At 54.9% G+C, this 14,905-nt stretch carries 14 protein-coding genes and 1 tRNA gene; 5 read left to right on the forward strand and 10 right to left on the reverse strand.

What is annotated here, in order from left to right; genetic code table 11:
• Positions 1 to 18: 18 nt before the first annotated feature.
• From ABY734_RS11720 to pyk, 8 genes are all read right to left on the reverse strand, one after another.
• Complete coding sequence (locus tag ABY734_RS11720) at positions 19 to 726, reverse strand: molecular chaperone (RefSeq protein ID WP_372779341.1); 708 nt, start codon at positions 724 to 726, stop codon at positions 19 to 21.
• A gap of 11 nt (positions 727 to 737) precedes the next feature.
• Positions 738 to 1,241 (reverse strand): spore coat U domain-containing protein, encoded by a 504-nt coding sequence (locus ABY734_RS11725; RefSeq protein ID WP_372779342.1) that lies wholly within the window; start codon positions 1,239 to 1,241, stop codon positions 738 to 740.
• A 337-nt stretch (positions 1,242 to 1,578) separates the two neighbouring features.
• A tRNA-Arg gene (locus ABY734_RS11730) sits at positions 1,579 to 1,655 on the reverse strand.
• Between the two features lie 71 nt (positions 1,656 to 1,726).
• Entirely contained in the window at positions 1,727 to 3,226 is a 1,500-nt protein-coding gene (locus ABY734_RS11735; RefSeq protein WP_372779343.1) for a PQQ-binding-like beta-propeller repeat protein, read from the reverse strand.
• A 130-nt stretch (positions 3,227 to 3,356) separates the two neighbouring features.
• Positions 3,357 to 4,124 (reverse strand): CoA-transferase subunit beta, encoded by a 768-nt coding sequence (locus ABY734_RS11740; RefSeq protein WP_372779344.1) that lies wholly within the window; start codon positions 4,122 to 4,124, stop codon positions 3,357 to 3,359.
• Between the two features lie 4 nt (positions 4,125 to 4,128).
• The gene (locus tag ABY734_RS11745; RefSeq protein WP_372779345.1) at positions 4,129 to 4,350 is read right to left on the reverse strand and encodes a hypothetical protein; all 222 of its coding nucleotides are present in this window, start codon (positions 4,348 to 4,350) and stop codon (positions 4,129 to 4,131) included.
• Entirely contained in the window at positions 4,343 to 4,747 is a 405-nt protein-coding gene (locus tag ABY734_RS11750; RefSeq protein WP_372779346.1) for a GreA/GreB family elongation factor, read from the reverse strand. The genes ABY734_RS11745 and ABY734_RS11750 overlap by 8 nt, the downstream gene beginning before the upstream one ends.
• A gap of 386 nt (positions 4,748 to 5,133) precedes the next feature.
• Positions 5,134 to 6,570, reverse strand: coding sequence for a pyruvate kinase (pyk, locus tag ABY734_RS11755; RefSeq protein WP_372779348.1), 1,437 nt, complete (start codon positions 6,568 to 6,570; stop codon positions 5,134 to 5,136).
• A 275-nt stretch (positions 6,571 to 6,845) separates the two neighbouring features.
• On the opposite strand from pyk, the gene ABY734_RS11760 reads away from it, so the two are divergent.
• The 3 genes from ABY734_RS11760 to ABY734_RS11770 all read left to right on the forward strand — a co-directional run bounded on the left by ABY734_RS11760 (position 6,846) and on the right by ABY734_RS11770 (position 10,569).
• The gene (locus tag ABY734_RS11760) at positions 6,846 to 7,391 is read left to right on the forward strand and encodes a hemerythrin domain-containing protein (protein ID WP_372779349.1); all 546 of its coding nucleotides are present in this window, start codon (positions 6,846 to 6,848) and stop codon (positions 7,389 to 7,391) included.
• Positions 7,392 to 7,515: 124 nt separating this feature from the next.
• Complete coding sequence (locus tag ABY734_RS11765) at positions 7,516 to 8,370, forward strand: DmsE family decaheme c-type cytochrome (RefSeq protein WP_372779350.1); 855 nt, start codon at positions 7,516 to 7,518, stop codon at positions 8,368 to 8,370.
• A gap of 9 nt (positions 8,371 to 8,379) precedes the next feature.
• Positions 8,380 to 10,569: an MtrB/PioB family decaheme-associated outer membrane protein gene (locus tag ABY734_RS11770; protein ID WP_372779351.1), complete on the forward strand. Its 2,190-nt coding sequence runs from the start codon at positions 8,380 to 8,382 to the stop codon at positions 10,567 to 10,569.
• An 8-nt stretch (positions 10,570 to 10,577) separates the two neighbouring features.
• Here ABY734_RS11770 and ABY734_RS11775 read toward each other — a convergent pair whose 3' ends face one another.
• Positions 10,578 to 11,093, reverse strand: a complete 516-nt coding sequence (locus tag ABY734_RS11775; RefSeq protein ID WP_372779352.1) for a NapC/NirT family cytochrome c — start codon at positions 11,091 to 11,093, stop codon at positions 10,578 to 10,580.
• Positions 11,094 to 11,103: 10 nt separating this feature from the next.
• The gene (locus ABY734_RS11780) at positions 11,104 to 12,000 is read right to left on the reverse strand and encodes a prenyltransferase (protein ID WP_372779353.1); all 897 of its coding nucleotides are present in this window, start codon (positions 11,998 to 12,000) and stop codon (positions 11,104 to 11,106) included.
• Positions 12,001 to 12,269: 269 nt separating this feature from the next.
• Here ABY734_RS11780 and ABY734_RS11785 point away from each other — a divergent pair, with 269 nt between their 5' ends.
• Positions 12,270 to 13,937: a cation:proton antiporter gene (locus ABY734_RS11785; protein WP_372779354.1), complete on the forward strand. Its 1,668-nt coding sequence runs from the start codon at positions 12,270 to 12,272 to the stop codon at positions 13,935 to 13,937.
• Positions 13,934 to 14,893: a universal stress protein gene (locus ABY734_RS11790; protein WP_372779355.1), complete on the forward strand. Its 960-nt coding sequence runs from the start codon at positions 13,934 to 13,936 to the stop codon at positions 14,891 to 14,893. Before ABY734_RS11785 ends, ABY734_RS11790 begins: the two co-directional genes overlap by 4 nt.
• Positions 14,894 to 14,905 lie beyond the last annotated feature (12 nt).

Below are 14,905 nucleotides of genomic sequence, written 5' to 3' on the forward strand. Positions count from 1 at the left end.
GGTTTGCCCCGGCCATTCCTAATGAACCAGCGCACTGACGCGCTGCTCAATTCGACCGTTGGCCACAATAATGTCGACTTCGTCGCCAGCAGCGGGCAGTGCCGACGGTTTAACTGACCAGCTGAGACGGGAGCCGGGTAAGACATAGTGAAGCTTGGTCTCTGCGCCCAAATCTTGGCCACCATTCTGCAGGCGCCAGGAGGTAAATTTGAAATGGCCGGTCCCTCTGTTCTCGACGGAAAGTGCCACGCGGTTTTCGTCTTCGCGCTGAACAAACCACTTAAGGTCCGGCGTGGGAGAATGCGATGGTTTGACGAACAGTGGCAGGCTCATATTCAGTGCGAACTGTAAGCCCCCAGCGTTGGACGAAGGGCCGGGTATTTCCTGAAGAATTACCCGGTAAGCCTGCTCAAGGTGCAGTGGCTCGACCTGGCGCAAACCAATGCGTACGGTCTGTTCGTCGCCTGGCTCAATTGTGAATGTGGGCGGAACGGCAATAATGTCTCGGGTGTTGCTCAGTGAATCCTCGCCGTCCGCTTGGGACCACTTGCGGGTGGCAAGTTGAAGGGTGACGGAGCCTTTCTCCCGATTGCGAACGTTAAGCGTAGTTGCGGGCTGGGCCGCGGAAAGCTCCAGGGTCACCGGGTGCACAGAGTAGGAGCCGGCAAGGCTCAGTGCTGATCCGAACCAACACAGCAAGGCGACTGTCCATGTCTTGCGCGTCATCAAAATCAGGCTCAGAAGTTCAGGGTGACGTTAATAGTGTCTGTATAACTACCGGTCTGCGTTGCCTGCTGGCCGGAGGGTATTCGGCCATACACCAAGATCGGTACGCCAAGGCCAGTACCGATACCTGTTACATCGTTAGTGGCGGCGGTTTCTCCCCATACCGACGTTCGCAAGGTATCGCTGTAAAGCTGGTATGAAAGGTAGTTTGTGCCAGCGTCTTTCATGCGGCGAGTACTGACCGTGCCATCGCTGCTATTGGCGCCGTCATCGAGCAGCACCGAATAACTAGTTCCCAGAGAGCAGGTTACAGTAACAGAGCCGGCCGCATCGATGTTGAGGTTGTTAACCGGCTCGACATTGCCGAAGGCTAGGTTGTTAGCGCTGACGTCGCAGGAGTCGATGACCGTTGCGGTTACATTGAAGGTCGTGGTTGCCTGTGCGAACAATTGACTGCTCGCCAGGGTCGCACACAGGCATCCAGTTGCAAACGCCAGCTTCTTGATTGCTCCCATCGTTATCTCTCCTCGGTTCCGGTGTCAGGATCGATAAAACGCACGGTACCCGACGTAACTTTGCTCTCCGAGGGTAGATAACTACTGCGGTCAGGTGAATACGCGATACTACGTAGCGGTTAGAGCGCGGTGTGTATCAGGGGGAGCTGAAGAGCAGGGTGAGCACGGAGGTATGGCCCGCCCGAGAGGATGTACCGGAAAAAGCCTGAGGGCTTTTCCGCCCTACGGGCTCGCTGCGCTCGGTTCAAATTGCGGTGCAATTTGTCGAACCTCCAGAGGTTCGAATCGGAGGACTGTGTAGCTGAGAGCAAGTGCCGGAATAGCGTAGGAGATCGAATGGCCCGCCCGAGAGGATTCGAACCTCTGACCTCTGCCTCCGGAGGGCAGCGCTCTATCCAGCTGAGCTACGGGCGGCCTAATTGGAGGGCGCAACTATATCAAAGTGATTGGAGAGGCTCAATTTGGCGGTTTCGTATGGTCATCGTTTAATCTCGGCGTCGAAAGGCCTGGAGTCCGCCCACTGGCTCAAGCCTACTTCTCAGAAAGAATGGCAACTCTGGGTCAACGCCATATTTAAAAACGGAGGATGCTGTCGCTGAGAGCGTTAGATACATATTTCCTTTCTTGTCCGGTACTACAAAAGCGCCGGATGTATCCCGGCTGTCAAAAGTGCCAATCAAGTCACCTGTCTCAGGATTAATCTGGGCGACAACCACCTTTCTGGGTTGCGGGAATGGTGAAGGCCCCAAGTCCACGACATAGGAAAGATCAAGAAAGGTCCACAAGCCAGAGTCTGTGACGGTGATCAAACCGTCAACGGTTGCTACTCGGTCAAACAGCAGGTGCCAGCTAAGTTTCTCTACCGCTACGTGATGATAGTTGCGACGCCATTTCACGGTTCCATTCTTGCCGTTGATGGCGACTATTGTTCCCTCCTCGCCATTGAATGAATAGACGGTGCCATCCGGCCCGATAGAAGGTGATGCCTGCCCCATCGTGTCACTGGCGCTCCATACGATCTCGCCGCTATAGGTATCAACAGCAATCATCACGCCGTTATCGTCGATGGCATAAACCTTCTTGCCATCCGGCGATATCGCTGGGCTGGTGCCGGAACCTCCGCCCATGGGTGTTGCGAAAGCGATGTGGATGCCGGCTGGCTTCACATCAAGGCCAAACAGTACGCCATCCTCTGGGTTTTGTGCGGCTGCGGTAATATAAATCCGCCCCGTCGTGGCGTGTACTGCAGGGGTATTGGTAACCGCCATATTGCGGCCGTAAAGGATGTCCCACAGCAACTGATGAAATGATGCCTCTACAAGCCCGCCCTGCCAGATTCCTGGGGGGAGCGGTGCAGAGGGTTTTCCCTGGCTCACGGGTAGCGTAAACACAGGTACCGCCAACTTGCCGGTCTGCCGATCGAAAAACGCGACTTTACCGTCACTGCTAACGCCGCCCACCCAGCCGTTTGCCTCGAATACCGGCGTAATGAACAGACCTTCGATTGCGTATTCACGAAGGTCAACAACCCAGCGTACTGTACCCTCGGGTGTGAACGACCAAAGCTGATTCAGATCATTGGCAAATATATTGCCTTCAGTGTCGACGATAGGGGCTGAAATCAACGCGCCGTAGTCCATATCGTCCTCAGTCTTCATGGGCGGCGTTTCCCAGAGTAGGGTGCCATCGTCACTGAAGGCATGAAGATGACTGGTACCTTTGCCGCGCCCGGTTGGAACGTAGAGCCGGTTTTGCTGATCGAATATCGGGCCTACAAATATTGCTGCGCCATCGAGAGCAGACCAGTACGGTTCGACATTCGAGCTAGGTGAAAGAGGAACATAATCCGAGTTATGGCTGTCACCATGTACGCTGACCCAATGGGTGTCGGCATAGGGTAGGGTGTCGCTCAGTGCCGTTGTATGCACAATAGCCGTGAACATTCCGAGTATGGCACGCTGGCAAATTTTTGGCGCTTTTATCATTCTAGTTCTCCCATCGGTAGATAAGGTTGAGGCCATAGCTGCGGGCTGCTCAAACATGACAGAATGCCCTGATTGGGCCAGATTATGTACCTTGTTGGCGCTGTATCCAGACCTCTAGTTCTGCAATGAGCTAGCTCAGGCGTTTATTCAATGGATCAATTCCCTGAATCAGCTCAATCTGCTCGCTATTGGGCGGGAGCGTCACTTTCGGCTTTTCGGGGATAAAAATTTCGAAACCCGTGTTGTCCCTTATTTCATCAATACTGACGCCATCATGAATGCTGGTGACTCTGATAGTGTGATTGGGGCCATTAAAATCCATTACGCAAAGATCCGTAATGATTCTTCGCAGGTCAATTTCATCAAAGCTATAGCCTCTGGGTAATCTCGACGTGTTATAGCCGATCGTACAGACTATGTCGCATTCTCCGGGCACAAACACCTTTCTGCTGTGTTTGGGTATGAGAAAGGTATTGGTATGGCAGATAGAATTGCCAGGGAAGCCTCGTACGCCAAGCATTTGCACAGTAGGTGCGTTGTGGTCATCACCAATCATTGAGATGTTGGCCTGTCCAAATTGGTCTATTTGTGTCGGCGTGCAGGTGATATGCCGCTTACCTCCCCAAACGTTGTCAAATATACGCGAAAGCCCCATCCAGGATTCGGTGGATGGCTTGAAGTCGTCCGGTCGGTCCAGTGGATTGGGCTTGGATAGTATCCACGCTTCAGAATCGGTCATCATCATATCGGGGTTGCAGGTCAGCATGGCGAGGCTGGCGGCGACTCGCGGGAGGACACCAATGGGTGTTACCAGCACTTCACCGTCGTCTTGGTAGCCCGCGGCGTTTGCGCAGATCATGGTATTGATGCGTAGCTCGTGTGCTTCGATGTCTGTCATTCCACTAATGCTCCATATCATCCAAAACGCCTAACTCCGCAACAGCACGCGCAAACCGCACGAATACATATTCCTTGAAGTCGTCCGCTGGGTCGAAATAATCTTTGTAAGTTTCCACAAAGCTAGCGATTCTCTCTTCGGGACTGATCGGGTCGTGAGCAGCGTTGTGTTGTGAAAGATCGGCCACAAGATTTACCGCTTCACCCCATAGTTTTATGTTATCCATGCTGTGCCACCTCCCTAGAGCGTTTGATCTCTACTATCTGCAATTGTGCTGAGCGACCGTTTAGTAGTGGCCAATTAATGACTGCGCCCAATGGTTCCCCGATCAACGCGGTGCCAACCGGTGAAAGTATGGATATGCGAAGCTTTGTAACGCTCGATTCCCATGGCATTACGATGGTCACTGTTTTTTCTGCGTCTGTTTTCATATCCCTGAACACAACGCTGTCGTACAGCGCGACAACGTTTCCGGGCAGGCTTTGGTCCGGGCAGATGTCTGCTTTGGCCAATTCTTCGTCGAGTTCGTAGGTCGCGGTTGAACGGCTAACATCAACCAAGTGGGACAATCTTCGATAGTCAGATTCGGATATTATTAGTCCGTGTTTCATTTCTTCAGGCATAGCAAGCCCCTCATGCGACGGATTGTCGTCGTACGAATGTGGAAAAACCTCGCAACAGCGTGGTGCGAAGCGCTTAACGTCGGATTGTGGATCTGGCGGCTAAGTAAACTGCGACTTAACCGCCCACAGTGAGGAAGGCACTAACAGGGTATGCCGCCTGTGTGCTCATCGGGAGGAGAAAAGAAATGGGTTTTCTGCTGTTCATACAGCAAGACTAACCGAGATTTAAAATAAAGCAATAGTTCGCGGCCGAAGTTGCTGTCGAGTCATCCATTTGTGTTGAGCTTCCTCCACTTTGAATGACCGCTCTGGGTTATTCTTTGGATTTTACTGTATAGATTGATTTAACTAAGCTAACGAAAACGGGGTTCGTTTTATTGAAACGCTCACTGCAGGTGATCCAGCTCATAGCGCGCTACCAAGTCGCCGAGTTGACGAATCTGAATGGCTTCTATGCCGTGGCTGGACAGGGCGTCTGATATCACTACCACTTTATCAGATTCGCTGAATTCATCCCGGTTCATCATTATGTGGGCGGCATTGGCCAGTGTTTTCTCCGGGTCGGAGCTAAAGTTGATGCGGTAGCTGAGCACATTGCGGTTAAGCACTAGCTGACGGCGGGTGCGGCTGTCATTGGTAAAGGCGCAGATAATCGAACTCTGGGGGTGGCAGTTGCTGACGAGACTGGCCATAAGTCCGCGCCTTGTTGGCACGACAATGGCCTTGGCCTGAATGGATTCGGCCAGCTTGACCGCAGCGGCGGCAATTTCCTGTTTGTCGTTATCCATAATCAGATCGTCGCTAAAGCGCAGGCCGCGATTCTTTTCTACGGAGCGGGCGATGCGGTCCAGCACTTCCACGCACTTCACCGGATACTTGCCAACGGTGGTCTCGCCGGACAGCATAATGGCATCCGCCTCTTCATAGACGGCGTTGGCAACGTCCGTGACTTCGGCGCGGGTGGGCATAGGGTTCTCAATCATTGATTCCAACATATGGGTGGCAACGATTACCCTGCGGCCGTATTTGGCGCACTGGGAAATGATTTTCCTTTGGACAATCGGCAGCTCTTCAAAGGGTATTTCCACGCCCAGATCACCCCGGGCGACCATCACCCCGTCGGCTTCCTGAATAATGGCGTCGAGATTTTTTACTCCCTCCTGGTCTTCGATCTTGGCAATGATTTTGATTTTGCCGACCTTGTCGCCCAACAGGGTTTTCAGCTCGCGTATATCGTCGGCACTGCGCACAAAGGATAGGGCGATGAAATCCACCTCCTGTTCCATGGCAAAAAGAATATCGCGGCGGTCTTTCTCCGTAATGGCGGGCAGATTTACCCGGATGCCGGGCAGGTTGACGTGGCGTTTGCTCTTTAGCACACCGCCATCAATGACCCGGCACTTCATGGTGCGCTGTTCCTTGCTCAGCACTTCCAGATTAATCAGTCCGTTATCGACGGTGATCTTGTCGCCGATATTCACATCGTTGATCAGGTCTTCGTAATTGATCTGGATCGAGCTTGCCTCCACATCGGCTTCGCCTCGCGCCACCACCGAAATGACATCTCCGGTTTTCAAGCTGAGTTCATTGTTGATATCGCCAGTGCGGATCTCTGGGCCCTGTGTGTCGATTAGCACCGCTACCGGGTGGTGGAGTTTGCGGTTGAGGGTTTTGATCGATTTGATTATTTGCGCGCAGCTGTCGTGTTCGCCGTGGGACATGTTCAGGCGCACGATATTCATACCGGCGTCGGCGAGTTTTTGCAGAGATTCGTAGCCGCTGGTTGCCGGTCCAATAGTGCAGATGATTTTGGTTTTGCGCATAGCAGGCCTACTGTTATTTGAACTGTGCAGTGATTATGGCAAAAAACGCCGCCAGAGAAAGGTTAATATGGGAGCAGTTTGTTGAATGCCGGTCTCCATTGCCCTATCTGTGATTGACATCAGTCTCTGGTTCACGGAGCCGCGGTGGGTATTCCCGAGGGTTTTCACAGCTCCCTTTCCAGGTTATTGATCCAAATCAAACAAACCTTGTATATGCCTTGTGGCCGGCTTTTGCGTGGGCATAGACTGAATCAAAACATGCCTGAGGATCAACCGTGGCCACAGTTTTAGATCAACTGGTTGAAGATCATCACCACCTGCGCACTTTACTGCGCTATCTGCGTGAACAGATTGCTCACTACGATGACCCCAATATCGAGACGGACCTGCCACGGGTGATTGAGGCGTTGGATTATCTTAATAGTTACCCGCAGGTCTATCACCACCCGCTGGAAGACGCAGCCTTCGATGACATGGAGGAGCGAGCGATCGGCGATGCGGCTGTGATTGAAAAAATTCGCGGTCAGCATCATGAGTTGGAGCGGGAAACTGCGGCGGTGCGACGGCTTTTCGAGGCTATCTACAATGATCAGGTGGTTCCAGTGAGTCGCTTGAAGGAAACCTTTAATCGCTATCTGGATATGCAGTTCCGGCACCTGCAAACCGAAGACGAGGAGATATTTCCTGTCATGGCCGACGCGTTTAGCGCGAGCGATTGGGAGCGTATTGCGGCCAAAGTGGATCCGGCCGACGACCCGCTTTTCAGGCCGGGTTCGATAGAAACCTACCGGGAATTAAGTGCCAGTCTCGGCCTTAGGTAGTTCGCCGGGATGCAGTCCCGCGAGTGGGCTATCCGTGCTTGTAGCGGGTAAGGGAGCGACTTTGGTGAGAATACAACATTTCGTTCTAAGGTTTGCCGTTGTCTGGCTCTTTGGGGCATCACTGGTGAGCGCCGAGTCTGGCTACGCCCCAGGTGACCCTCAGAGTTGCTTGGGCTGTCACGGCGAGCACAGCATGAAACCCGCGGCTGGCATTATGGCTACCGTGCATGGTCAGAAGGCCAATCCCAAGTCGCCCATGGCGACCAAGGGTTGTCAGAGCTGTCACGGGCCGAGCGCCACGCACCTCTCCGACTACAGTAGCGGGAAACCTGCGAAGCCGGCTATTACCTTTAATGCCAAGACGCCCGTTGCGCAGCAGAATGCCGTATGCCTGGATTGCCACCAGTCCCGTGAGCGCACGCATTGGCCGGGGAGCCCTCACGAATTTGCGGGTGTGAGCTGTGCGGGTTGTCACAGTGTTCATTCGCCACGCGATAAGGCGATGCACAAAAATACGCAGGTTGACGTTTGCGTGGATTGCCACAAGGAGAAGCGGGCGCAAATGCACAAGCGCAGCGCCCACCCCTTGGCCGAGGCGGAAATGACCTGCACCGACTGCCATAATCCCCACGGCACGCGGGGCGAGAGTTTATTGATTGCGGGCTTTGTAAACGAGAATTGCTTCCAGTGTCATGCAGAAAAACGCGGCCCTTTTCTGTGGGAGCATGCCCCGGTGCGTGAGAGCTGCGCAAACTGTCATGAACCGCACGGCAGCGTTCATGAGTCCATGCTGGTCACACGCGGCCCCTGGTTGTGCCAGCAGTGTCATATGGCGTCCTTTCACCCCAGCACAGCCTATAGTGGCAGCGGTATTCCGCCGGCCGGGGCGGCTCAGCAGATGCTGGACAAGAACTGCATGAACTGTCACACCCAGGTGCACGGTTCCAATCACCCCTCCGGGGCGCGCTTGACGCGTTGAGGTGTTGCGATGAAAACCAGCGTAGAGCAGGGCAATCGATTTTCAAGCACGTGTTTGTTGGCCTGTTGCTTGCTTACGCCTGTGGCTATGGCAGGTGAGGGAGTTTCTGGCAATCTAAATATCGGCATGGGCTATGTCAGTGACGAGGCATTCAAATTTGGTGAGTACAACGGGCTCGACAATCAGGGGCTTTATCCGGTGCTGGATTTCTCATTGCAGAGTGCAGCGACCTCGCGGTGGTCCGATGCAGATTACTGGGAGCTGTCGGGCAATGATCTCGGGCTTAATTCGCGCGAGCTCAGTTTTCAATGGGGGCAGCGCTTTACAGCCATATACGACGAGATCACTCATCAGCGCTCTAGCGGCGGGGGTAGCGTTTTTGTCGACAATGACAGCAGCGATCTACGCCTGCCCGCGAACTGGACGGCGGCGACTAACACTGCGGGGATGGCGCCGTTTGCGCTCAATGAGCTGGATGAATCGATCAAGCGCCGTCGGCTGAAGCTGGGTTACCAGCTGCCCGCCTTTGGCGACTGGGAGCTGGATTTCACCTTTCGCCATGAAGTGCGCGATGGTAATCGTGTGCGTTACGGAATCATCGGCAATACCGGTGGTAATCCTCGGGCCGTTGCCCTGCCATCACCGGTGGATTTTACCGAGAACGCCCTGACAGTGACCGCCTCACGAGCTGGTGATGGCTTTTCCCTGCAGGGCGGATATCGCCTATCACTGTTTGACAACGACAATACCGCCCAGAGCTGGGACAACCCTTATGCGGCTATTGGTGGTTGGAGTCCGGCTGCGGGCTATCCGAGCGGGCGCGGCGCCATTGCGCTGGAACCCGACAACCGCTACCAGCAGCTTTTCACTTCGCTGTACTACCGTCTGTCAAAATCAGCCTCGATACACGGCAGCGCCAGCTATGCACGCATGGAGCAGGATGAACATTTTCTGCCCTATACCATTAATCCTGCGCTAGCCGTAACGACGCCGCGCCCCCGGGATTCCCTCGAAGGAAAAATCGACATTAGCCGCTTGCGCGTGACTTACCAGCACCGCCTTACGCCGCGCCTGTCGTTACGGGTGAATGGCGCTTATGAAGATCGTGACAACAAAACGCCACGCGATCTTTACATCTATATCGGCGGGGATTCTCAGGACCAGAGCACGGCCGCTAGCAGCCGTGCCCGTTATAATCGTCCCTACTCTGATACACGCACCGAGGTTGATGCGGCCCTGCGTTATCGCTGGCAAACCGGCACCGAGCTGGCGCTGAGCCAGTCACTGCAGCGGGTGGACCGTGACTACAGCGAAATCAGCCGAATGGAGGAATCTGTTAGCGGGCTGGCACTGTCTCGACGCCAGAGCGACAGTCTGCAATGGCGTGCGAGTTACGCCCTAGAGCGACGCGACCCCTCTGCCTATCGCGGCGATCGGCCGTACTACGCTTCCCACAGTGATGCCTATATCGCGAGCACACCCGAGGCTGAACGCTTCGAAAATCATCCCTTGCTCCGCAAATACTACCTGGCTGAGCGCGACCGACAAAAGGCGTCGGCCGGCCTTACCTGGACAGCGTCGGCAAACGTGCAGTGGGGCTTGAGCTATCAAAGTACCCGTGATGATTACGACAAGTCCGAGCTGGGATTACTGCAGGCCCGTACCCAGGGTCTGAATGTCGACCTGTCGGTCATTGAGGAGGAGCGATTCAGTTGGAACAGTTTTTACAGCGTGGAGCGTCTTGAAAGCGAACAGGCGGGACACAGTTTCAGAGGCTTCGCGGTGACGGCCGATATCGGCAATCCGGGCCGGTCCTGGGAGCATGACAGCGAGGACAATGTAAAAACACTGGGCAGTGACCTGACCCTGTATCGGTTGTGGCCGAAGGTTGATATGACCCTGAGTTACCTACTGTCTTACGCCGTCAGTGAACTGGACACCCAAACCGGCAACGCGCTCTCGGCGGAACCTATTTCTCCACAGGGGGATAAATTAAAACGTTTGTCAGCCAAGTTTGACTATGAGCACAGCCCGCAACTGGGTGTAAGTGTCAGGATCGCTCATGAAAGCTATGAGGTGGATAATTTCAGCTACGACAATGTGGCCGCCGATACTATGGCTAACGTTATTGCCTTGGGCCGCTCCTCCGGTGACTATTCCATCAATTGGTTGGCGCTTTCCTTCCGCTACCGCTTTTGATGTGCGGCCTACATGCCGTCCGGCAGGTTGTGAGCAATACCTTTATGGCAATTGATGCAGGTTGCGCCACCCTGCAGGGCCTGCTGGTGAATCTGCTGTATGTGGGGCTTGGTCTGCATCTTGTCGGGGTTATGGCAGTGGCGGCAAGCGGCAGAATCGTCAGCCTCCATTCGCGCCCACTCCCGTTCAGCCATCTCCCTGCGGTGCGCCTCGTACTTTTCCGGCGTATCGAGCGTCCCCAGCATATGGTGCCAGACTTCACGAGCGGCAATGATCTTGCGTTCGACTTTGGGAATCAGCGCTCTGGGGATGTGGCAGTCGCCGCAGGTGACCGTGAAGCCGACCCGGCTTTGGGCGTGAGCCTTGCTTTGGTATTCGCCGTGCGGAATGCTCATCTCATGGCAGGACAGGCAAAACTCCTGCGTGCTGGTGGCTTTCATCGCGCCGTCGAAACTGACGGTCCCGGCAATGCCGAGCACTGCGCCGCCGCCGAGCAGCAGCAATATCTTCCGGTCAATTCTCATAGCGTGCTCCTTAGCCCGCGAATAGCAGGCCGGCCACCAGCAAGGCCAGTGTCAACAAAGTCAGTGCAACATTGAAACCGAGATAGCGTTGCAGCTTATCCAGCGAGTCGGCATGGCGCAGTACCCCAGTAATGGTAGGCACAGCCAGCACGATGGTTGCCAGCCCCCACAGCGCACCCGACGCCAAGCCGCCAGTGATAACGGCTGTGAAAATGCATAGATAAGTGGTTGCCAGAAACAGCGTGAATACCCACGCGGCAGTTTTGCGCCCGTAGCGAATTGGCAAATGATTACGGCCAACCGAGCGGTCTGCCTCGACGTCCGGCAACTGATTGAGCAGCAGCAGGTTGTTGACCAGGAAAAATGCCGGTAGAGACGCCCAGAGTGCCGCCAGTGGCAGCTTGCCAGTCAGTGCGATAGCCGTTCCCCAGACCATAAGCAGACCGAAAGCGGTGCCTGGGGCAATAAGGCACAAAAAGGCGTAGCGATTTAACCATCGTGTGTAGGTAAGGATGGTGATAACACCAATGACGCCAAGTGCCAGCAGCGGAGCGCCGCGCAGGGACACCAGATACAAACCGATGAGGACCGTGGTGGCCAGACTCAGCGCAGCGAGCGTGAGCACAGCTTTGGCGGCTGCGGGGTTATTAGGTAATGCGCCGCTGCCGCCGCTAAACGGCGTCTTAACCGTTTTCAGATCAAGACCGCTGGTGAAGTCCTGATATTCATTGAGTGCATTGACGGCAATATGGGCACCCAGTGCCGCGATCAGCAGCAAGGTTAACAGCATCGGGTCGATATCGAGGCCTGTTTGCAAGGCTGTGGCGTAGCCCAGCATCACGCATAGAGGGGTTAGCACGAGGAATTTCGGGCGGGCGCTTGCCATTACTGCGGTGGCTGTTGTCATTGCTCTTCCTGAGTGGCTGCGTTATGCCTGACGAATTGATGATATACCGTCACCTTAGTCACATATGTCCCAGACTACGACAGCTTATTCTCGGGCGACATTGATGCAAATCAAGTATGGGCTTGAAAGCATCTAAAGCAGCTGTATCTGCCGGTCGATACACGCAAATATTTCTCGCTCCATAACCTGTTTCAACTAAACTGAAGTGGAGTCTTGGCCATGTTGTTTCTCGAGGCCGAACACCGCCACAAGGCTTGGTGCTCCAACCCATGCTAGAGAACGTATTTTTACAAATCGGCATTATTCTCGGCGTCGCCGCAGCAGCCGGCGCGTTGGCGCAGGCCTTGCGGCAGCCGCTGATTGTGGCGTTCATTGGGGTGGGTATACTGCTCGGTCCCTCGGGGTTGAGCATCGTGGTGCACAGCAGCGAAATTGAGCTGTTCGCCCGCCTCGGTATCGCCTTGCTCCTGTTTGTCGTTGGTCTCAAGCTCGATCTGCATATTATACGCACCGTCGGCCCCGTGGCGCTGGCATCGGGTTTGGGGCAGGTGCTGTTTACCTCGCTGGTGGGCTACGCCATTGGTTTGTTGTTGGGAATGGATCACATCACCGCGATCTATGTGGCGGTCGCCCTGACTTTTTCCAGCACCATCATTATCGTCAAACTGTTGTCCGACAAGCGCGAGGTGGATTCGCTGCACGGCCGCATTGCATTGGGCTTTCTAATTGTTCAAGACATTGTTGTCGTGCTGGTGATGATTGGCCTTACCGCTTTTGGCGAGGCCGAAAGCGGGCTGCATATCGGTCGGGAGGCCTTGCTGATTCTCTTCAAGGGCGCACTGATGCTGGCCACTGTGGCTGCCTTGATGCGCTATGTGCTGCCCTCCTTGTTACACCGCCTTGCCCATTCTTCTGAGCTACTGATGTTGTTCGCCATCGCCTGGGCCGTTTTAGGTGCTGCCGCAGGCGATGCCCTTGGTTTCAGCAAGGAAGTTGGGGCTTTTTTGGCCGGCATTTCCATTGCGTCCACTCGCTACCGGGAGCAGGTGGCGGCGCGTCTGGTAAGCCTGCGTGATTTTCTGTTGCTGTTCTTTTTTATCGAACTGGGTGCAACGCTCAATCTCGGCGCGCTCAGCGGGCAGGTAGGTGAGGCACTGGTGTTTTCAGCGTTTGTTTTGGTGGGCAATCCGCTGATCGTCATGGCGATTATGGGCTACATGGGCTATCGCAAGCGGACGGGCTTCCTGGCGGGCCTCACGGTGGCGCAAATCAGCGAATTTTCGCTGATACTGGCGGCTCTCGGATTAAGCCTGGGCCATCTGAGCCAGGAAACCGTCGGGCTGATCACTCTTGTCGGGCTGATCACCATCAGCGCATCCACGTACATGATTTTGTATTCCCACGAACTGTACCAGCGTCTTTCACCCTACCTGTCCGTGTTTGAGAGAAAACGCAAGCATCGCGAGGATGACGGATTCGTCGGTGAGGAGTCTGTGGATGTGCTGGTGGTTGGCCTGGGCAGATTTGGCGCCACCATGGCCGCAGACCTGCGTCAGCGCGGTTGCAAACTGCTGGCTCTGGATTTCGATCCGGCCAATGTTCAACGCCACGCCCGCGATGGATACAGCGTGCACTACGGCGACGCCGAGGACGCAGAGCTCCTCGCTTCGCTGCCACTGGCGCGAATACAGTGGGTGGTCAGTACGCTGCGTGACCCGATCGTGAATCGGATGCTGCTTCACAGTCTTCGCCGATTGGGATATCAGGGAAAAGTTGCGCTATTTACGGCCAACGCACAAGACCGGCAGCGTTTTGTGCAGGAGGGCGCGGACTTGGTATTAAGCCCCTATGCGGACGCGTCCCGGGAAGCCGTAGATCGCTTACTGAGCAATATCATTAAGCGTGGCCCTGAGTATTCGGTGGGAGAAACAGCATGAAGCGATTTAAAAATATTTTGTATGTCGCAGGTGAGACGGTGACACAGAGTGCAGCTATTGAACGGGCTGTTGAGCTGGCCGCAAATAATCAGGCGGAGCTAACTGTCATCGACGTGGTTCCCCACGCACCAGAAGATCTTGACCGGACAACCCGGGCTCGAGCAGAAGAGTACTGGCTGGCTAAGCGGCGCTCTTCGCTTGATAGCCTCCTCGCACCTTACAAACGAAGATTAAACTGCCAGATAGTTACCGTTGCCGGCAAGCGCTTTCTGGAGGTACTTCGTGCGGTGCTTAGTAACGAGCACGATCTGGTTATTACAGAGGCCGAAGATCCCGACTGGTCACACCGCTTGTTCGGGAGTAAGGATATGCACTTATTGCGCAAGTGTCCTTGCCCGGTATGGCTCACTAAACCCGAGGAAAAGCCAAACTATAACTGTATTGTCGCAGCGGTCGATATTGATGTTTGGGAGTCGAACCCCGAGCAGCAGCTACTCAACGAGGAAATTCTTGAGTTGGCTAGCTCGCTGGCAGTGTCAGATTTCGCAAGCCTGCATTTGGTACATGCATGGGACGCCCCGGCCGACTGGGTATTCACCGCTTGGGCGGACAATCCGGAGAAGACCACCAATGACTACGTTCAGGGTATGCGCTCGCGTCACCGCAGGGCTATGGCGCAACTACAGGCGCACCTGCGTGAGCACATTGGCAAGGATGCTTACGACTATATTGCCCCCCAGGTTCACTTGCCCCAAGGCTCACCGGGCGTTGTGATTCCGGAGCTGACAAAGCAGCTTGATGCGGATTTGGTGGTGATGGGGACGGTTGGACGTTCTGGCATACCCGGGTTGTTGATGGGCAATACCGCCGAAACGATCCTAGATCAACTGTGTTGCTCTGTGCTGGTGATGAAGCCCCCCGGCTTTGTTTCACCCGTCCGGAGCGGCGTCGAATAATCAGAAGACTGC

The sequence above is a fragment of the Litorivivens sp. genome (genome assembly GCF_041624475.1).
Lineage (GTDB): Bacteria > Pseudomonadota > Gammaproteobacteria > Pseudomonadales > Spongiibacteraceae > Litorivivens.